This is a genomic window from Geobacter sp. DSM 9736 (assembly GCF_900187405.1).
In the GTDB taxonomy this organism is placed as follows: domain Bacteria; phylum Desulfobacterota; class Desulfuromonadia; order Geobacterales; family Geobacteraceae; genus DSM-9736.
Genome location: NZ_LT896716.1, coordinates 1,117,736 through 1,135,417, shown reverse-complemented (window position 1 = coordinate 1,135,417; position 17,682 = coordinate 1,117,736). Strand labels below are relative to the sequence as shown.

At 52.2% G+C, this 17,682-nt stretch carries 21 protein-coding genes; 19 read left to right on the top strand and 2 right to left on the bottom strand.

What is annotated here, in order from left to right; all coding sequences use genetic code 11:
- Positions 1-143 precede the first annotated feature (143 nt).
- The 4 genes from CFB04_RS05380 to CFB04_RS05365 all read left to right on the top strand — a co-directional run bounded on the left by CFB04_RS05380 (position 144) and on the right by CFB04_RS05365 (position 2,640).
- Positions 144-536, top strand: coding sequence for a hypothetical protein (locus CFB04_RS05380; RefSeq protein WP_088534315.1), 393 nt, complete (start codon positions 144-146; stop codon positions 534-536).
- Positions 537-682: 146 nt separating this feature from the next.
- The gene (locus CFB04_RS05375; RefSeq protein ID WP_088534314.1) at positions 683-1,438 is read left to right on the top strand and encodes a tetratricopeptide repeat protein; all 756 of its coding nucleotides are present in this window, start codon (positions 683-685) and stop codon (positions 1,436-1,438) included.
- Complete coding sequence (locus CFB04_RS05370) at positions 1,435-1,818, top strand: hypothetical protein (RefSeq protein ID WP_231934382.1); 384 nt, start codon at positions 1,435-1,437, stop codon at positions 1,816-1,818. The genes CFB04_RS05375 and CFB04_RS05370 overlap by 4 nt, the downstream gene beginning before the upstream one ends.
- Before the next feature lie 72 nt (positions 1,819-1,890).
- Positions 1,891-2,640 (top strand): acyl-[acyl-carrier-protein] thioesterase, encoded by a 750-nt coding sequence (locus tag CFB04_RS05365; protein WP_088534312.1) that lies wholly within the window; start codon positions 1,891-1,893, stop codon positions 2,638-2,640.
- Positions 2,641-2,646: 6 nt separating this feature from the next.
- Here the strand turns inward: CFB04_RS05365 and CFB04_RS05360 are convergent, their stop codons facing one another.
- Positions 2,647-4,626 carry an AsmA family protein gene (locus CFB04_RS05360; RefSeq protein WP_172825439.1) on the bottom strand — a complete coding sequence of 660 codons (1,980 nt, stop codon included), beginning with the start codon at positions 4,624-4,626 and terminating at the stop codon, positions 2,647-2,649.
- 94 nt (positions 4,627-4,720) lie between these two features.
- On the opposite strand from CFB04_RS05360, the gene CFB04_RS05355 reads away from it, so the two are divergent.
- Positions 4,721-5,521, top strand: a complete 801-nt coding sequence (locus CFB04_RS05355; RefSeq protein ID WP_157698723.1) for a bifunctional 2-polyprenyl-6-hydroxyphenol methylase/3-demethylubiquinol 3-O-methyltransferase UbiG — start codon at positions 4,721-4,723, stop codon at positions 5,519-5,521.
- A gap of 11 nt (positions 5,522-5,532) precedes the next feature.
- Here CFB04_RS05355 and CFB04_RS05350 read toward each other — a convergent pair whose 3' ends face one another.
- Positions 5,533-5,919 carry a hypothetical protein gene (locus CFB04_RS05350; RefSeq protein WP_088534310.1) on the bottom strand — a complete coding sequence of 129 codons (387 nt, stop codon included), beginning with the start codon at positions 5,917-5,919 and terminating at the stop codon, positions 5,533-5,535.
- 94 nt (positions 5,920-6,013) lie between these two features.
- Here CFB04_RS05350 and CFB04_RS05345 point away from each other — a divergent pair, with 94 nt between their 5' ends.
- The 14 genes from CFB04_RS05345 to nusA all read left to right on the top strand — a co-directional run bounded on the left by CFB04_RS05345 (position 6,014) and on the right by nusA (position 17,681).
- Positions 6,014-6,661, top strand: a complete 648-nt coding sequence (locus CFB04_RS05345; protein ID WP_088534309.1) for a PolC-type DNA polymerase III — start codon at positions 6,014-6,016, stop codon at positions 6,659-6,661.
- Positions 6,662-6,909: 248 nt separating this feature from the next.
- A complete protein-coding gene (locus CFB04_RS05340; protein WP_088534308.1) occupies positions 6,910-7,233 on the top strand; it encodes an RNA-binding protein in 324 nt (107 codons plus the stop codon).
- A gap of 45 nt (positions 7,234-7,278) precedes the next feature.
- Positions 7,279-7,584 (top strand): hypothetical protein, encoded by a 306-nt coding sequence (locus CFB04_RS05335; protein ID WP_088534307.1) that lies wholly within the window; start codon positions 7,279-7,281, stop codon positions 7,582-7,584.
- A gap of 121 nt (positions 7,585-7,705) precedes the next feature.
- Positions 7,706-8,071 carry a hypothetical protein gene (locus CFB04_RS05330; RefSeq protein WP_088534306.1) on the top strand — a complete coding sequence of 122 codons (366 nt, stop codon included), beginning with the start codon at positions 7,706-7,708 and terminating at the stop codon, positions 8,069-8,071.
- 280 nt (positions 8,072-8,351) lie between these two features.
- Positions 8,352-8,660, top strand: coding sequence for a hypothetical protein (locus CFB04_RS05325; RefSeq protein WP_088534305.1), 309 nt, complete (start codon positions 8,352-8,354; stop codon positions 8,658-8,660).
- A gap of 122 nt (positions 8,661-8,782) precedes the next feature.
- Positions 8,783-9,493, top strand: coding sequence for a YkgJ family cysteine cluster protein (locus tag CFB04_RS05320; protein WP_157698722.1), 711 nt, complete (start codon positions 8,783-8,785; stop codon positions 9,491-9,493).
- 191 nt (positions 9,494-9,684) lie between these two features.
- Positions 9,685-10,917 (top strand): DUF4388 domain-containing protein, encoded by a 1,233-nt coding sequence (locus CFB04_RS05315; RefSeq protein ID WP_088534303.1) that lies wholly within the window; start codon positions 9,685-9,687, stop codon positions 10,915-10,917.
- Positions 10,918-10,936: 19 nt separating this feature from the next.
- Positions 10,937-12,010 carry a type IV pilus twitching motility protein PilT gene (locus CFB04_RS05310; RefSeq protein ID WP_088534302.1) on the top strand — a complete coding sequence of 358 codons (1,074 nt, stop codon included), beginning with the start codon at positions 10,937-10,939 and terminating at the stop codon, positions 12,008-12,010.
- Between the two features lie 38 nt (positions 12,011-12,048).
- Positions 12,049-13,602 (top strand): ATP-binding protein, encoded by a 1,554-nt coding sequence (locus CFB04_RS05305; protein ID WP_088534301.1) that lies wholly within the window; start codon positions 12,049-12,051, stop codon positions 13,600-13,602.
- Positions 13,603-13,615: 13 nt separating this feature from the next.
- Positions 13,616-13,957: a hypothetical protein gene (locus tag CFB04_RS05300; protein ID WP_088534300.1), complete on the top strand. Its 342-nt coding sequence runs from the start codon at positions 13,616-13,618 to the stop codon at positions 13,955-13,957.
- Between the two features lie 37 nt (positions 13,958-13,994).
- Positions 13,995-15,005 (top strand): methyltransferase, encoded by a 1,011-nt coding sequence (locus tag CFB04_RS05295; protein WP_088534299.1) that lies wholly within the window; start codon positions 13,995-13,997, stop codon positions 15,003-15,005.
- 50 nt (positions 15,006-15,055) lie between these two features.
- A complete protein-coding gene (locus CFB04_RS05290) occupies positions 15,056-15,868 on the top strand; it encodes a formate/nitrite transporter family protein (protein ID WP_088534298.1) in 813 nt (270 codons plus the stop codon).
- A 138-nt stretch (positions 15,869-16,006) separates the two neighbouring features.
- On the top strand, positions 16,007-16,486 hold the full coding sequence (gene rimP / locus CFB04_RS05285) for a ribosome maturation factor RimP (RefSeq protein ID WP_088534297.1): 480 nt from the start codon (positions 16,007-16,009) through the stop codon (positions 16,484-16,486).
- 37 nt (positions 16,487-16,523) lie between these two features.
- Positions 16,524-17,681, top strand: a complete 1,158-nt coding sequence (gene nusA, locus CFB04_RS05280; RefSeq protein ID WP_088534296.1) for a transcription termination factor NusA — start codon at positions 16,524-16,526, stop codon at positions 17,679-17,681.
- The last annotated feature ends 1 nt before the right edge of the window (position 17,682 follow it).

Here is a 17,682-nt window from a genome sequence, read left to right as displayed (position 1 = left end):
GGCAAGTGAGCCCTTTCTCATTTACATTGACTCCTAACTTCTTGTTTTAACCACCTTTTTTTAAACAAGTATATTTATGTACTCCTGTGGTTTGCTTTTTGCTAGTGTACGTGAAACATCCACTTCGGCAAAGGAGCTCCTTCATGAAGTTGTTTAAAAGCATAACCACTCTTTTTATAGCAGTAGCGCTCATTTCTGTTACGATAACCCCTTGCCGGGCGGCCGATAGTGCTCTCAAGGAGATGTTCGAGGATGGTATATATGGTGCGTTGACCGGTGCCCTCCTCGGTGCCGCTGCCCTGGCCTTTACACATAAACCGGGAAAACATCTGGATTACATTGCTGTGGGCGGAGCTGTGGGGGCCATCGGTGGAGTGGCCTACGGTGTGGTGAAATCTACACGGGCTCTTGCAGAAGTAGAAGATGGAAAAGTGAAGTTTGCACTGCCGACCATAATGCCGGACTTTCCCGATGACAGCGTTCGTGGTAAGAATCCGGTCGTGATTACAGCAGAGCTGATCCGCGGCAAGTTCTAGTTGCCATTGCAACCACTATTGAGAAAGGTGCCGGAACTCGGCACCTTTTTTTATTTCAGGCTTCCAGCATGCAGGATCTTTCCCCCTTTCAGCCTATACTTTTCGTGTGCCACGTTTCCATGAGCTGAGTCGAAACAGGAGTAAGTATGCGCGAAAAATCCACGAGGATACGCCGCCTTGTCCCACTTGCTGGAATAGGTGTTCTCCTTTTTGCGGGCTGTGTCCGTGACCCCGGCCTCTCCGCCTATAAGAGGGGGGACTACAGCATGGCTCTCCGCGCGTTTGAGGCAAGTAAAGGGCCTGAAGCCGAGTTTGCCCTGGGAGTGATGCACTACAAGGGAGAAGGAGTTTTGGCTGACGCAACGGAAGCATCGCACTGGTTCCACATGGCTGCAGAAAAAGGACATTCTGGTGCGCAGTACAACCTGGGACTGCTTTTCCTTAAAGGGGAGGGTGTTGCTAAGGATTCCCGGGAGGCGTCCCGTTGGTTTCGAAAAGCTGCCGAACAAGGAGACATCCGCGCTCAGATGAACATGGGACTAATGGCTGCCCGTGGTGACGGTGTGCCGAATGACCGAAGGGAGGCTGCACGCTGGTTCCGAATGGCTGCCGATAATGGTTACGCAAAGGCCCAGATATATCTGGGCGGGATGTATGCAAAAGGAGAAGGGGTCGAGAAGGACCGTCGGGAAGCTGCACGCTGGTTCAGGATGGCTGCGGAGCAGGGTGTCGTAGAGGCTCAAGTATACCTTGGAGTCATGTATGCAAAAGGCGACGGTGTTTCGAAGGACCGCTACGAAGCAATGAAATGGCTTGGAAAGGCGGCTAAGCAAGGTTCATCGCGGGCAAAGAAGTACCTGGAATCTCTGGCCGGAAAAGCGGAAAATGGAACTGAGGGATGAGACGATCCTGGAAGTATGGAGAGCCGACCATGAGCGATGAAAAAGTCAGTCGCCTTCAAATCCGTTTCACTGCCGCAGCGAAAGCTCATCATGATGCGATTGAGTCAATGGATGAGGTGCGTGCGGTTTCGCATGCCAGGCTTATTGAGGGTCTGGCCTGTTCCTTGCGCCAGTTGGGAGATGCTGGTCATGGAGCTGTAATGGCGCTCTTGGCGTGCGACGAGGACGCAGTCGCCGGCATGGCGGCGGTCTGCTTCATCCGTTCCCATACCGAAAACTCGGTGGCGATATTGCGCCGGTTGTCCGAGAAGCATGATCTCCTCGGATTCAGGGCAAGTGTGGCTCTGGAGCGATGGGAGGCTGGTGAATGGGGACCGTAAAGACCTGACCCTCTTCATTGAGTTCCTTACAATGTTTTTGTTTCTGCAGGCACAGCAAGAGGTTTCAGGAAGATGGAACATACTTTTGAAAAAACATACTCCGTCCGTTCTTACGAGGTAGACCTGACGGGTAGGCTACGACCTACTGCGATTCTTAATTACCTCCAGGAGGCAGCCGGCGATCATGCGCGACTCCTTGGCGTATCGGTGCGAGATCTGATGCATCGCGGCCTCACATGGGTCCTCTCCCGCACGCATGTTTCCTGCTTCGGTACAGCCCATTCCCGTGACGAGCTCACTGTCCGCACATGGCCCTCCTCCAGGGAAGGGCGTTTCTCGTGTCGCGAATTCGAGATCAGCACTGCCGGTGGTCGTCTCATCGCCGTTGCCACATGTTCTTTTGCAGCGCTCGATCTAGCTACACGAAAACCCGTCACTATTTCCGATCATCTCCCGGAATATCCTCTCAATCCTCGCCGTGCCATTGTCGATGATTTTCCATCCCTTCCCCGGCTTTCCGATGCGGATACCGAACTTGTATTTCGAGTGAGCAGGGGAGACCTTGACGTGAATCGCCACGCAAATAACGTGGCGTACGTCGGATGGGCACTGGAAACGGTACCCCAGGAGGTTGTTGAAGAATATCTAGCGACAGATATAGAGATCGCATATCGCGCAGAGGTATTTTACGGCGATTCGGTTTGTGCCCGCACCAGCAGATTGTCTGACGATACCGGAGCTACATTTCTTCACCAGCTTGTCCGGGTGAGCGACGGCGCTGAGCTTACGCGCCTGGTTACCCGCTGGCGTAAGGAGCAGTAGGCAGATTTAGTTACCTAATATCCCTCGCAGTCCCTTTTCCAGCAGCTCCCGCTCAGGGCGCTGCGGTTCGCCTTCCTTCCGCTTCAATCTCTCCTCGATTGTTTTCTGCAATGTTTCCCTTGTCTTTAACTTGAACTGTTCACGGACAGCGGCGGAATCCAGCCTGAAGTTCGGTGATGAAAATGTTCCGGTCACCTTCAACGGAAGCGTTCCCCACCCTTTGTCGTCCGTAATAAATCGAGTCACTCCCCCCTTCGCTATTCTTCCTGTCAATTCGGGAGACAGCCGTGTCATGAGCGACATGTCGAGGCTCTTATCGAAGCCGGCGCTCCCCTTTGGAGTAATTTGGGCGTCTCTGCCGCTTATACCGCTGTCGAGGAAAACCTTTTCGTTTGCTATCCTGTACGTACCCGCGAATTTAGTGAATTGCAAGACGCGCAACTGCTCAACGTTTATAAAGGTTGCCAGGGCCTGAACAAGTCCTGCTCCAGTCAGTTTTCCGTTCGAGATTGTGAAATCACCATTCCCGGAGAGGTTCTTCTTCAGACTGTTCGGCTGTGTGCCTTTTCCGCCCAGTGCTGCGTTGAGGGAGAGGGCGCCGTAGACTGTTCCTGCAGCCTTGGGTGCGAATGCGGATACAAGTGGGTTGGCCTGTATTTCCTGCAGTTTCAGGCTGCTCGAGTAGGCGAACCCTTTTTGAGATAAATCTACTCTTGCCGAGCCTGCAAAGGAGCCATCGGCAACGTTACCGCTTAGCTGCTCGATTGTGAGAATGTTGTCCGAAAGGCGATACTTGAGGAGGAGCCGCGTCAGCGGCAAACCCTTGTATTTGGTGCGTCCTATCTGGAATGTCCCTGCAGCATTAACCGGTAGCTTGAGCGGTCCCGGCTCAGGTTTGGCAGCCGCTGTGCGGACTCCGCCAGACGTTTTCTCCCCCTTTGCCAGAAAGGGGTCGAGATCGAAGTTCTCCGAGGTGACAGTGCTTTTGATCGAAAGTTGCTTGCCCAACAGGCCGGAAGCAGCCATTTGAATGAGAAGGGAATTCTTTCCCGAGGTAAGGGTCAGATCTTTTGAGGAGAGATTGTCGCCTTGTAACGCTATTTCACCGGAGAGTGAGGGACGCTGTCCTGAGGCATTCACCTGTACCTGTTCCAGTTTTACGCTTCCTTCCTTCAGAAGCTGCTTCGGAGTAGCCAATATTCCTGCAAGGTGAAGTCGTGCAGTAATTTTCCCGGAGGGCGCAAAAGGTTTCGCTTTTGCGGCGTAGTTTGGAGGCAGCGAAGCAGCGATTTTCGCAAGATCCGCATTCTTTACATTGATTGTTGCATCGATAGAGGGCTTTGCTCCCAGATTTGCTGCCTTTCCCTCTACCTCGATGGTGGCACCGAAAATTGTGGCTTCTGCAGTAAAAGGGAAGGAGGAGTCCAGGGCTATATTTCGTGAGGAGAATTTGATGCCGCTGATGTTGTAGATCGCTGCAGAACCTGACTTTACGGCCCTGTCCTCGAATCGCACCTCTCCTCCGGTCAGTGAAATGCTGGAGACAAGCAGATCGACCGGCTCTTTTTCTTCAGGCTTTGGCTCTGCTTTCGGTTCTTTTTTCATTATATCGGAGTAGTTGAACGTGCCGTCCGAAAGGCGCACGACCCGAATTTGAGGTGCATCAAGCATAACTTCATCTATCACCACACGTTTTCGCAGGAGAGGCCAGAACTGGTAGCGGAGCTTTACCCGATCCGCCTTCACGAAAACTTCTTCCTCCTCACGCTCCTTGACTGTAAGCCCTTTGAGAACGATTCCGGAAAAGATGCTCACATCAACCTCCTGCAGGAGGACCTTCCGATGAAGTTTTTTCTCCACCAGCGGGAGCACCGTCCGCTTCACACGTTCCGGCGTAACGACGATCTTGACTGCGACGATCAGCACTAGAAGAAGCGCTACAGCCACAGCGGCGATGATTCCTGCAATTTTTAATGCTTTTTTCACCTTAGACTCCTCCGTATTCAAGAAGAAATTGAGAAAGAGGTTGACGTCCTGCCCCCCAAAACGCTACCAAGAGATAAATGGAAGGAGATTGTTCATGTACGACTTCAGCCGTTGCAAGCTCTGTGGCCTTCACGAAGCAGCACCTGTTTACCGGCTCAGCAAAACTACTGTCTATGCCTGCGCTGCCTGCGATTTTCATTTCATCGATCATCTCGATATCATGCCCGCTGATGCCTCCGCAGACTCTGTCCTTGATGATAAGTCGTTGTGCTACATTGAGAGAAACCTTCCTCCAAACCAGAGGCAGCACCGCAAGAACCTAGCCTTAGTGAAACGGCACTGTCGACTGTCGGATGCTTGCTGCCTGGATATCGGGGCGGGAGCTGGAGTTTTCTCCGCTCTTCTCGCACCTGAATGCGCTGAGGTGCATGGGATCGAACCGCAACAGGTTTTTCGGGAGTTCGCCCTTATGAGATTCGGCTTGACCCTCAGTGGTTCTACCCTCGAACATCCCCAGTGGCAGGATGGCTTCGCCGGATATTTTGATGTCATAACCTTGTGGGACGTTCTTGAGCACGTAAATTTTCCCGCAGAGACTCTCAGATGTGCAGCAAAACTTTTAAAGCCGGGAGGATGGCTCTTTCTCGACACTCCTTGCCGTGATTCTCTCTTCTATCGGCTTGCAGAGTGGGCATACCGTGCAGGGGGCGGGGGAGGCACAAGTTTGCTTGAATCCCTCTATTCGCCGCAGCCCTTCCGCCACAAGCAGATCTTCACCAGAAGGCAATTATTCAAAGTACTTGAGGAAAAGGATCTTGTCATATCAAAGGATTATGCCTCACCTTTCACAAGGCAGAACAAGCTGGTTCTTGCCTGTTATAAATCACGGTCCTAACGGTGAGTCAACTATTTTGACTCTTCCTGGATCCTGGTCTGAGCCCGCTCAAGTGCCTTGTTAAGTTCTTCGATGGCACGCTGCGCCCCTTCTGCGACCTCTTTCCAAGCTTTTCCTCCAGATTTCTGAAGTTCCGCAAATTGCGCCTTCAACTCCTGCTGCCGCTGGCGCAGTTCTGGAAGCCTTTTTTTCAGGTCATCCTGGGTGCGTTGCCGCGCCTTACTAAGTTCCTGCTCGAGCCTATCCAGCTGCTTCCCAACTTCATCGACTTTCCGTTCGAGTTGTTCGTCCCGCGTTTCCTTTTGACGGGATTCTTTTCCGTCGGCATCGGCGGCAAATACGGACAAGGGGGTGAGTGTTATGATGATGGCGGCAGCAATTGTGATATACCTGATCATTGTCCCTCCTTTGGTTCTTTATCTTGTCTCTCCGATCAATATCATTATAATGCAGCGGACGAAACGCGCAATCGCAGGCATATGAAAGGAATTGATGGGAAACTACACTGCTGTCGTCATCGACTTTGAAACCACCGGCCTTTCCCCAGAGTATGGCGATAGGGTTATTGAGGTAGGAGCCGTGCTGCTTCGCGACAACCGTGTGACCGACAGCTTCCAAAGCCTCGTGAATCCTGGCAGAAAGGTCAGCAGGTTCATAGAGGAATATACAGGGATCACGAATGCAATGCTTGCTGATGCTCCGGATAGCGTGGAGGTGATTGTGCGTCTTGCCGAGTTCTTGGGCGATCACTATCTTATTGCCCACAATGCCAGCTTCGACCGCAGGTTTCTCGATTGCGAACTGAAGCGCATCGGCTGCAGCCGACGGCAGGAAATGGCCTGCTCGATGCTAGTGTCACGAAGGGTTTATCCGGATGCTCCGAGTCATAAGCTCGGCGATCTTGTCAGGTTCTGCCGAATAGAAAATGGAGGCGTCTTTCATCGGGCTCTTGCTGACGCCGAAATGACTGCGCATCTATGGTCCGGTATGACTGAAGATCTGAAACTGAAGTATGGCCTGGGTGAAGTGCCGTTTCAGCTGATGATGAAGCTGGCGAGCGTGTCGAGGAAGACAGTTCAGGCATTCCTGATGCGGACTGTGGAGGAAGAGAGAAGTAGTTGTCAGGAGAGCCGACGATGAGTGGAAGCAATCCGGAGTGTTGATACAGAGCTGAGGCGGGAATTCACTCGCCTCGACGATAGGAGGTATGACCCGGTTTTGTGTAAAAATCAGCTTACCTTAGCGCGCGCAGCAAAGATACCGAGTTTTCAATGCCCCTTTTGATCGGCTCCAGCGCACAGTAAACAAGCTCTGAAGGCACCAACTAAACGCATACAGTCTTGCCGCAACTGGGTATAGCAATTTGTTAATGGAAAGGATGAGTTATCATGGCTAAAGAACTTTATGTAGGGCATCTGCCGTACGAGATATCGGAGCAGGATCTTCGCCGTCTTTTTTCTGTTGCCGGAACTGTGACATCTGTCCACATTATTACCGATCCGGTCAGCGGTAAATCGAAGGGTTGCGCGTATGTACGCATGTCGAGCGTAGATGAATTGAAGGATGCAATAGAGTCGCTTGATGGAGCGCTGGTGGAGGGTCGGCTCATCACAGTGAGCATCGCGACCCCGCAGAAACAGCAACCCAAGGCTGCAGGCACGCGGCGCCGGTCTGGGGACGGGGGACGCGACCGAAAAAGCAACCGGCGCTGACATTGCTGCTTTTCAGCAATTACTACGGTGGTAAAGGGAAGCTTAATGGACCTACTGCTCTCTCTTCTTTTCGGATTGAACATCATCCTATCTATTGTCGACGCCGCTGTTGCTTATATTAGAGCCCCCAGAATTGTGGCGGCGCTCAATCCGGATTCGGAAGGGCGTGAGTCGTGGGTGAAAACATTGAGATCGCTTCTTCCTTTTCTGGTTGCCTTCTACGTTATCCTTACCTGTTATGCCCATTCATTTGCCAATCCCGGCTACCTCGCACTGATTTCGCTGTTGCTTCTCGGGGATATCCTGGTGCAACTCATCATCAGCAGGCGGGGTGAGGAATTGGGGCACTAACCTGTTTCCTCCTGCATCTTCTGCAACGCTGCTCTTCATCTCTCACCAGGACGTGCGTCTGTCCCGATTGCTGATACTATTCTGGTAGATGTAGTGAGACAGCGGCTGTGGGGGAGGCATTATGACCCTGTACGAATTCAACTGCAAGGACGGGCTTCTGGAAATCCTCAACTTTGTGTGGAGTGAAGGTGAGGGTGGCGAAGGGGAACAGAACGATGCAGCTTTCGAACGACTCGGGTATAGAAACCAGGACCTGAAACTCTACTCCCCGGATTATGTCTATTGGATAAGTGTTTACAAGAACATAGGCAATAACGAGTACGAATTCCTTGTTACGATAAGTAACCACTTGTACAGCCAGTATGTCGCGTGCCGGAGTTTCCCGGAGTTTCTGGAGTTCATGCGGCTCTATCTCCCCATCTTCCAGAACATCAACGATACAGCTGAGCAGACAGTCCATCGTCTGGCGCACAGGTTGGAAATATAGTATCCGCCAAGGTGGACAAGGCAGTTCCTTCCGACAAAGAAGCGCGGCTCGTGTTGACTTGCGGTGGGCCGCCGGCAGAATTTGCCCGTAGGGGGTTGGGAATGGTCGGGTTCGGGAATCACCATCTTCTGGAAGGGCATATTGCGGGTTGGCGACAGTCGGGTCTTCCTGTCGAGGTTTAGCTTTCAGCCCCCCGAGCAATTCCAGTCAAGAAAGGTGTAGCAGCCTACCTGCAAATCGGCTAGAGTTGCACGCTGTAGAAAAGTTGCGGAGCAAGTTCATGCACCTTGTACAGATTTTGCTTCCTCTCTACGACAATGCGGGACATTCGTTTCCTCATTCAGAATATCACCGCGTTAGGGACGAGCTTACCGAGCAATTCGGCGGAGTGACCTCATTTCTCCGGTCGCCTGCGGAAGGTGTCTGGAGAGAAACCCCTTCGCTTACCGTCAGGGACGACATAGTCATTTATGAAGTAATGACCGAGCGATTGGACAGGCCATGGTGGCACGCGTACCGGCTGAAGCTGTCAGCCCGTTTCCGCCAGGACATGCTGATCGTCAGAGTGAGTGAGATTCAGCTGTTGTAGCACAAAGAAGTGATCGCTACGAATCAGCTGCGCTTCCTGCTACCTTCTTTTTAAAAAATGAAAGTGGGGTCTTTCTGGCACTGGTCGTGTCTGAAGGAATGGCAATGCATGGAGGGTTGAGAATGCACCGGTGGGAATCTCTCATAGAGGAAACACGGCAGCAGCATTCTTTTTTTGATATGTTCACCCAAAGGTGGATTTCTGAGTATGCAGCATCGGGTGGAGTGACATTTTGCCGCAAAGGGTGCAGCGGCTGCTGCACCCTTCCCGTCTATGCTACATTTACTGAGGCAGTTGCAGTTGCCCTGTCTCTCACCCCCGAGGTGGTTACTCGCGTTGCTGAATTTGTGGATCGTCTGAGTAAGCGGCTCCATTGCATTGGTAATATGAAAGATCTGTTCACCATGTACAGGCGGGAGATGGGCACATGTCCTTTCCTCGATACCGAAGGCTCCTGCATAATTTATTCGCGGCGCCCGCTTCCCTGTCGAGGACTGATCTCTACAACCGATAGCTACTGGTGCTCTGTCGATTTCGCGGCAGTGGCTAAGAGCGAAAAACAGAAGTTCATTGAGAGGCTCGACGTTCGCGTGGTCGATTTCCCGAGCCATTATGTAGCAGCACTTAAGGAGATGGGTTCAGACATGGAGAAAGCTGCATTGCGCAAAATGGCGGATATATTCGGCCGCTCCGTCTACGGTCACTTTCCGGTGTCGGTCTTCTTGGTGAATGAGCACAGGTCACGAAAAGGGGCAACGGAGCTCGATGCGATTCTCGAAACTGCAGAGGAATACGGACTGAATCACCCGTTGTTGTTGAACATCTCCCCCTGATTCTTTGCAATGCGGTAGCCGGTTTTTCAATTTTAGCTGCCGCCGGGCAGGTGAGTAAGCAGGGAAATTTTTTCGCTCTCTTGAAGATTTCACCTTCGGTACCGAAAAGGTAACCTGATGCGGCTTCAGGACCGGTTCTCTGTGCTCGTCCATCCCAAGCCTCCTCCATCCAGTAAAACCGGAGCTAAAGCATGTCGTTCAGCGGCGATCTAGGACATTTCCCAGTTGTAGATATCGTTCAACTTCTCCACTCTACCCGGAAGACAGGAACACTCAATCTTTCGGGGAGCAGGGGGGAAAGCCAGCTCGTTTTCAGGGATGGCTATATCGTCAGCGCGAACCACCATAACATTCATGTTAAAATCGGGCGTATCCTCGTTGAAATGGGGGCTCTCGACGAGGAGGACCTGCGCAGGGTTCTAGGAGAGCAGGCACGGGCTCTAGGGAAGCCCCTTGTGGCGGTGCTGATCGAAAGCGGCGTGGTGAACAAGGAGGCGGCATATAAAGGGTTGGAAACCCTTATTCAGCTGACCATTGTGGAGGTGCTCTCCTGGAATGAGGGGGCGTTTTCTTTCAACGCTGATACCGGAGAAATATGCGACGAGTACCGGTATTTCCCCTCAAACCTAAACCAGGAGCTGGCGCTCGACGCTCAGGGTGCTCTGATGGATGCGTTGCGCATCTATGATGAACGCAATAGAGACGGCGAGACATGGGACGAAGAATGGCTCGATGACAGAAGTTTCTTTTCAGGAGATGGACCAGGTCTTCCAGAGGCCCGGTCTTCGGTTTCAGCTGCTGATCTGGGCCTTGATGAGATCGATCGACTCGAACGAAAGATACCAGGTGTTTTCACAGGACTGCGCGACAATTCTTCAGGGGAGGAAAGTAGCGAACAGTGTTTAAAGCCCCTGGAGCGGGAGGAGCGCCCGCCACTGGCACTGCTGGGTGATTTCGTTGATAATGTTCGCGATGCCTCAACTGCGCGGGAAGTCGCACATGGTCTGTTGAGAATGACAACAGGTATGTTCGGGCGTTGTCTTGTGCTTGTGGTAAAAGGTGCAGAGTTGATTCCCGAAAGAAGTGTCGGCATTATCGGTGAGGGAACACTTCGTTTTTCGCTTCCCCTGTCCCAGCCCTCCCTGTTCGCGGACACGGTTCGGAGCGGTAGGCTCTTTCTGGGTGAGAGCCGGGATGAGATGCTGCATAAGGTTCTTTTTAATGAGATCACGGCCCCGGCAGCAGGGACAGTGCTCCTCATGCCCCTTCTCGCCTGGGAGCGGACGATAGCTCTGATATACGCTGATTACGGAGATAACCGGGGAAATTATCCGCCTGCTGAACCGTTCAATATCGCAATGAGTCATGCTCGTCTCGTGCTTGACAACGCGTTCATGCGAACCAGGGTGATGAAGAAACCGTGAGAGAAATGGAGTAGTGCCTATGGACGACAAGATCCTTACGCAGATTCTCGACATCGCTTTCCAGAAGAAGGTCTCCGATATACACTTCGAAGTAGATAACCCCCCCTTCTTCCGGGCTAGAGGGCAGTTTCTCCGTTCGAAGCTCCCCAAGCTCAGTCCCGGTGACACCGAATTCATAACCCGTCAAATCCTGGCCCACAACGGCAAGTCACTGGGCGAAGATCTCAAGGAATTCGATACGTCATTCTCATTGCCCAGCGGTGCACGATTCCGTGTGAGCATCTTCCGGCAAAAAGGGTGCTTCGGGATTGTCATGCGTCTCATCCCTCCACACATCGGAACATTTGACGAGTTGAACCTCCCTCCAGTTCTCGGGGAGATAGTTCAGGCTCCAAATGGGCTCATTCTGGTGACCGGGCCGACAGGAAATGGCAAATCGACAACGCTCGCGTCCATGGTAAGATTTATCAACGAAAACTTCAGCTATAACCTTATCACCATTGAAGACCCGATCGAATTTCTTTTTCCTTCCCAAAAAAGCTGCATAATCCAGCGAGAAGTAGGGAATGATACCGATAGCTTCAATTCGGCGCTGAGAGCAGCGTTACGGATGGATCCGGACGTGATACTTGTAGGAGAAATGCGGGATCGCGAGACCATAGATGCGTGCATAAAGGCAGCCGAAACCGGACATCTGGTGTTCTCTTCACTGCACACGCAGGGCGCTGTATCGACCATAAACCGGATCATAGGCCATTTCCCCCCCGAAGGGCAGGAAATCATACGCCATCGCCTTGCCGATATCCTTGTTGCAACTGTCTCGCTGCGTCTCATAAAGGATAAGACCGGAGAAAGCATTCTTCCGGTCGTGGAGGTGATGCGCACCACGACGACCATTCAGGCCTGCATCCGAGACGGCCGTCTCGATGAGATCGAAAAGCACATTGAAAATGGCAGGTCGCAGTATCAGATGCAGACACTCGATCAGCACTTGCTGCAGCTATGCAGGCAGGATCTTATTACCGTGGAAGCTGCGAAGCGCATCACCCCTTCCACTGATTTTGAGCGTCAACTTATCTTCACTAGCGAATGACATACGCTCTACTGGTGGAGTGATTTAGGAGACGGTTGATGGTTAATCAAATGGAAGAGAGATTGAGGCGGGAAAACGAAAGCCTCTGCCATTTTTTCATGTCTGCTTTGAATGCACTTCCGGCCTTATTTTTCATGTTGGACGGAGCAGGCACTTTCTTTAGATGGAACACCAGCTTCGAGAGGCTCTGCGGCTACAGTGGCGAAGAGATTCAAAGGCTCTCTCTTCTCGACCTCTTTGTCGCCAGTGACCGCGAGTTGATGAGGCTGAGCATCGACAAGGCTCTGGCCGAGGGGGAAGCTCACGCGGAAGTTGAACTTGTAGCCAAGAACGGCAGGCGAACCCCCTGCTTTCTGACGGGCCGCGCAGTGCAAAACGAGGGAGAGCGCTGGCTTATCGGCATGGGAATGGACATAAGCGGGCAGAGACTACTTGAGGAGCAGCTTCGTCAGTCGCAAAAGATGGAGGCGGTGGGGGCGCTAGCCAAAGGTGTCGCTCACGATTTCAACAATATAATGATGGCGATAATGAATTACGCCGGATTGATACAGCTCCACGCGCGTGAAGATGAGCGAATCACAGGGCTCGCTGAATCGATAATTCAAGCGGGGAATCGCGCAGCCAATCTGACGAAAAGTTTGCAAGCCTTTAGCAGCAAGCAGCCTGCAGACATGAAGCCGATAGACCTGAATGAAATACTCGGCGGATTTTATCGGACCATCGGTCGCTTCATTGGTGAAGATGTCGTTTTTACTCTTCTACTCTGCTCCGAGAGCCTGCCGGTTGAGGGTGATGCCGGTCAACTGGAGCAGGTGCTGATAAACCTGACATCGAACTCAAGGGACGCCATGCCGTCGGGAGGGAAGCTGAGCATCACGACCGACAGGATCGACATTGCCGCTGCGCAGGCAGGACCCTTAGGAGTTGGAGTGCCTGGACCGTACGCTCTGATCACTATTGCTGACGAAGGTGTCGGCATGGATAAACACACCCGAGAAAGGGCTTTCGAACCTTTCTTCTCTACTAAAGATGTAGGTAAAGGGACCGGACTAGGGTTATCCACTGCATATGGTATCATACGAAAGCATAACGGCTACATCACTCTCTCAAGCGATCCCGGCAGCGGAACGACATTCAGGATCTTCTTGCCGCTGATCAAGCCTAAAACCGAACGCGAAACTGCTCGGCCGGCACGACAAGGTTGCGAGACCGTTCTGCTCGTGGAGGATGAAGAGGCATTGCGGCTGGTGACTCGCGAACTGCTTGAGAAGTTCGGCTATCGTGTGATCGAGGCTGAGGACGGTGAATCGGCTCTTTCCATTTTTAGAGGAGCAGTCGATCCAATCGATCTGCTTCTATCGGATGTGGTTATGCCGAAAATGGGGGGGCTTGACTTGTACCGTGAAATTTTAAACATAAAGAAAGGATTGCCAGTGATCTTCATGAGCGGCTATCCTAACGAGTATCACGCCCTGAACGGAGGGGAAATAGAAAGGTTTCTTGCGAAGCCTCTCAAACCCACCGAGCTCCTGGCGACGATTGATGAAGTAATGGTAGCCGCAGCGGAATCTGTTTCGGCAGTTCATTCCTGAGGAGGTTTTACTGATGGGGATTGGGAGCATTGTTCTGGCTGGCCTGAAGAGGGTTCCCTGGGGTTCTCTTGCCATGAATTACGGGCCGGAGCTTCTGAAAAAAGTGAAAGAGCAGATGTGTGCGGCACCGGGAGAGCAAGAGCTTGAACGGTTCGCTGATGAAGTAAATGTGCGTATCCGTGAGCTTGAAGAAGCCGTACGGCAGCGTGAATCGCGCATCCGCGAACAGGATGAGCAACTCGCACTTCTTGCGGAAACGAATCAAGCACTTCAGGGGAGGGTCCGAACGTTCCAGGTAATTTCGGGGGTATTTGCGGCAGTTTCTCTGGTGCTTACCCTCCTGCTTGTTACATAAAATCCCATTACATTCATAATACGCATCGGAGGTGACAATGGAACAGAAACAGTGGACACCTGCTGACCTGCTCCAGCTTTCCGGCAGCTATTGGAGTGCTTGTGCCCTTCATGCCGGGGTAAAGCTCGACGTATTTACCAAGCTGGCGGGGAAACGGCAGACTGCCAATGAGCTTGCGATCTTGCTTGCATGCGACCCGCGCGGCACTGCAATGCTGCTTGATGCCTTGACTGCCATGAAGCTGACTGAGAAAGAGGAAGGGAGTTACTCCGCATCCGCTTTTGCCGATCGCTTTTTGTCCCGTTTGTCGGACGAGTATCTCGGTCACATCATCCTTCATCATCATCATCTCATGGAGAGCTGGTCGCGGCTCGACGAGGGAATAAGGCAAGGTGGGCCTGTCCGTGACAGGGTTTCGCACAACGATGACGACATTGCCCGGGAGAGCTTCCTGATGGGAATGTTCAATCTTGCGATGCAGCTTGCGCCCCGTATCGTCTCAGCTGTCGATCTTTCTGGACGAAGAAAGCTTCTCGATATGGGAGGTGGTCCGGGGACATATGCCATCCAGTTCTGTCTTCACAACCCGACACTGGAAGCTGTAATATTCGATCTGCCCACAACCCGTAAATTTGCCGAGGGTACTGTAAGCCGGTTCGGCCTTTCCAATCGGATCACTTTTCAGCAAGGAGATTTTATAGAGGATGAAATTACGGGAAGCTATGACGTTGTATGGCTCTCTCACGTGCTGCACAGTGAAGGGCCTGAGGGATGCGCGGTTCTGCTTGGCAAAACCATAGGGGTGCTTGAGCCTGGAGCATTGGTGCTGATCCAGGAGTTTATCCTTGATGATGCCATGGATGGGCCACTATTTCCGGCGCTCTTCTCCCTCAATATGCTACTCAATACACCTTCTGGTCAGGCCTATTCCCAGGGCCAGCTTTTCAGAATGCTTGAAGCTGCTGGTTTGGTCGATGTAAAACGGCTCCCGATCGATCTTCCGAATGGTGCTGGGATAATCTCCGGCATCTTTACCGGCAGGAGTTGATATGCTCCCGTTTCTGCAGTCTGAGGCAAGCAATTGCATGGGAGTAACGCATGGATAGGAGGTTTCTCACCCCGGTAGAGACAGTCCGGGCTATTGTCGAAAACGGCCGGCGCGTGATCACCCAGTCCCGTTCAAGGACTTTGCTCCTTAGTATTCTTGCCGGCTTTTATATCGCCTGCGGCGCACAGTTGGCCACAGTAGTCACACAAGATACGGTCACTGTCGTTGGGCGCGGGCTTTCCGCTCTGCTGGGGGGTAGTGTCTTTTCCGTTGGACTTATGCTAGTGGTGATCTGCGGCGCTGAGCTTTTTACAGGAAACAGCCTCCTGGCAAACTCGGTCCTTCATGGAGAAATAACATGTAGGAAGCTGCTGGAGAACTGGCTATTAGTAATAATCGGAAATTTTGCAGGATCCCTTGTTTTTGCATGGCTGATGTTCAGTTCCCGCTTATGGGCTAACGGTGCGGTAGCGGAGCATGCAATTGCCATCGCTACTGCCAAATGCGAGCTTCCCTTCACGGTAGCCTTCGTTCGGGGCATCCTGTGCAACTGGCTTGTCTGTCTTGCAGTGTTCATGGCGACGGCTGCACGGGATGTCGCCGGAAAGATTCTTGCGTGCTATGTACCAATCACCGCATTTGTTGCCAGCGGGTTCGAACACTCCGTCGCCAACATGTATTTCATTCCGGCCGGCTTGCTTCTTGCCGGGGAGATGGGACAAGAGGCTCACGCTCTTACCTGGTACAATTTTTTCGTCGGGAACCTTCTCCCGGTAACCATCGGAAATGTAGTTGGAGGGGTGGTTTTCGTCGGTTTCTCCTACTGGTATATCCACCTTGACTCATACCGCTCAGGCAATTGATGTGACAGCTCCATTTCTGCTGCTAAAATATAAAAAAAATCTTGCCATTGCACCACCCCCGTGGTAATAGTACCTCTACAAGTTAATGTTCACCTAAAAAGTGAGCTCCTCAGCTCACTTTTTTTTATGGGTCTATCCATGCCACAGAAAGATGTTGCTGAGCAGGTTAGAGCACTGGCAGAGCCGCTCGTTGCCGATCTCGGCCTTGAACTGGTCGATGTCGAGTACAAAAGAGAAGGCCGTTCAATGGTGCTTCGCCTCTTTCTTGATAGGGAAGGGGGTATAACCCTTGACGACTGTGCTGCAGTCAGCAGGGAGTTATCAGAAATACTTGATGTGGAAGACCTTATACAAGGGCATTACAGTCTTGAGGTCTCGTCCCCTGGACTGAACCGTCCACTCCGTAAGGAGCAGGATTTTCTTCGTTATAAAGGTAAGCTTGTTCGGATAAAGACATTCGATCTGCTGCCTGATGATGCCGGGAACCCGCGCAAGACTTTCCTCGGAGAGCTTGTCAGCTGCGGCGGCGGCATTGTTCATGTGAAGCTAACGGAAGGGCAGGGCGCAGCCATTCCTCTCGCTAAGATCGCTAAGGCGAATCTTGAATTCGAATTCTAGATAAATCTATTCATATTGTTGCCGAAGGAGACGGGACGTGGAAACGAACTTCAATCTCAAGCACACCATCGATCAGATCGTCAAGGAGAAGTCCATCGACAAGACGATCGTTCTGGAAGCGCTGGAACAGGCGGTCCTAACCGCTGCCAACAAAAAATACCGCAATACACGGGATCTGGAAGCGCACTTCAACGAGGAGATCGGTGAGGTAGAGGTTTTCGAGTTCGTCACTGTCGTGGAAGAAGTTAATGACTCTTATAAGGAAATCAGCCTGGAGGAAGCGCGCGAAGAAGACCCTGAAGTCGAAATCGGTGATTCAATAGGCATGAAGATAGATGCGAGCGATTTTTCCCGAATAGCTGCACAGACGGCAAAGCAGGTAATCATACAGAGAGTTCGTGAAGCGGAGCGCGAGACGATCTTCAATGAGTATAAAGACCGTGTTGGCGAGTTGATCAACGGGATAGTCCGGCGTTTCGAAAAGGGTGATCTGGTTATTGACCTTGGCAGAGCCGAAGCGCTCCTTCCCCATAAGGAGCAGGCTCCTCGCGAAGTGTACCGGCAGGGAGACCGCGTAAAGGCTCTCATACTTGACATCCGTCTTACAACCAAGGGACCGCAGATCATTCTCTCACGGGTTAATCCAGGTCTTCTCGAAAAGCTGTTCGAAGCTGAGGTGCCGGAGATAGCGGAAGGTATAGTCGAGATTATGGGAGTGGTCAGGGAGCCGGGAAGCCGAGCGAAGATCGCTGTTTATTCGCATGAATCAGACGTTGATCCGGTGGGCGCATGCGTCGGTATGCGAGGCAGTCGTGTCCAGAATGTTGTGTCTGAGCTTCGCGGCGAGAAAATAGATATCATCCCCTGGTCCGAAGACATCGCGCGCTTTGCCTGCAATGCCCTGGCGCCCGCAGTGGTTTCGAAGGTGTATGTGGACGAGGAGAATCGAGCGATGGAAATCATAGTGGCTGATGATCAGCTTTCTCTCGCTATCGGAAAACGCGGGCAGAACGTTCGTCTCGCTGCTAAATTGACGGGCTGGAAAATAGATATCAAGAGTGAAACGAAGGCTGCCGAAACCGAGCTCATGCAGTATGCTTCCTTCGACGGTTCTGCTGATGAGGAGCAGTCAGAAGAGGAAGCTGGACAGGTAGAGCCGGTGGTTGCTGCGTCCGAGGAGGGCGTGGAAGAGTAAG

Bases quoted from the DNA above. Each gene is read 5' to 3' on its own strand.
- CFB04_RS05305 (WP_088534301.1), top strand. From the start codon at position 12,049: ATGGTTAATCAAATGGAAGAGAGATTGAGGCGGGAAAACGAAAGCCTC.
- CFB04_RS05325 (WP_088534305.1), top strand. From the start codon at position 8,352: ATGCACCTTGTACAGATTTTGCTTCCTCTCTACGACAATGCGGGACAT.
- CFB04_RS05330 (WP_088534306.1), top strand. From the start codon at position 7,706: ATGACCCTGTACGAATTCAACTGCAAGGACGGGCTTCTGGAAATCCTC.
- CFB04_RS05340 (WP_088534308.1), top strand. From the start codon at position 6,910: ATGGCTAAAGAACTTTATGTAGGGCATCTGCCGTACGAGATATCGGAG.
- CFB04_RS05375 (WP_088534314.1), top strand. From the start codon at position 683: ATGCGCGAAAAATCCACGAGGATACGCCGCCTTGTCCCACTTGCTGGA.
- CFB04_RS05310 (WP_088534302.1), top strand. From the start codon at position 10,937: ATGGACGACAAGATCCTTACGCAGATTCTCGACATCGCTTTCCAGAAG.
- CFB04_RS05320 (WP_157698722.1), top strand. From the start codon at position 8,783: ATGCACCGGTGGGAATCTCTCATAGAGGAAACACGGCAGCAGCATTCT.
- CFB04_RS05370 (WP_231934382.1), top strand. From the start codon at position 1,435: ATGAGACGATCCTGGAAGTATGGAGAGCCGACCATGAGCGATGAAAAA.
- CFB04_RS05345 (WP_088534309.1), top strand. From the start codon at position 6,014: ATGGGAAACTACACTGCTGTCGTCATCGACTTTGAAACCACCGGCCTT.
- CFB04_RS05315 (WP_088534303.1), top strand. From the start codon at position 9,685: ATGTCGTTCAGCGGCGATCTAGGACATTTCCCAGTTGTAGATATCGTT.
- CFB04_RS05355 (WP_157698723.1), top strand. From the start codon at position 4,721: ATGTACGACTTCAGCCGTTGCAAGCTCTGTGGCCTTCACGAAGCAGCA.
- rimP (WP_088534297.1), top strand. From the start codon at position 16,007: ATGCCACAGAAAGATGTTGCTGAGCAGGTTAGAGCACTGGCAGAGCCG.
- CFB04_RS05295 (WP_088534299.1), top strand. From the start codon at position 13,995: ATGGAACAGAAACAGTGGACACCTGCTGACCTGCTCCAGCTTTCCGGC.
- CFB04_RS05365 (WP_088534312.1), top strand. From the start codon at position 1,891: ATGGAACATACTTTTGAAAAAACATACTCCGTCCGTTCTTACGAGGTA.
- CFB04_RS05380 (WP_088534315.1), top strand. From the start codon at position 144: ATGAAGTTGTTTAAAAGCATAACCACTCTTTTTATAGCAGTAGCGCTC.
- CFB04_RS05300 (WP_088534300.1), top strand. From the start codon at position 13,616: ATGGGGATTGGGAGCATTGTTCTGGCTGGCCTGAAGAGGGTTCCCTGG.
- CFB04_RS05350 (WP_088534310.1), bottom strand. From the start codon at position 5,919: ATGATCAGGTATATCACAATTGCTGCCGCCATCATCATAACACTCACC.
- CFB04_RS05335 (WP_088534307.1), top strand. From the start codon at position 7,279: ATGGACCTACTGCTCTCTCTTCTTTTCGGATTGAACATCATCCTATCT.
- CFB04_RS05290 (WP_088534298.1), top strand. From the start codon at position 15,056: ATGGATAGGAGGTTTCTCACCCCGGTAGAGACAGTCCGGGCTATTGTC.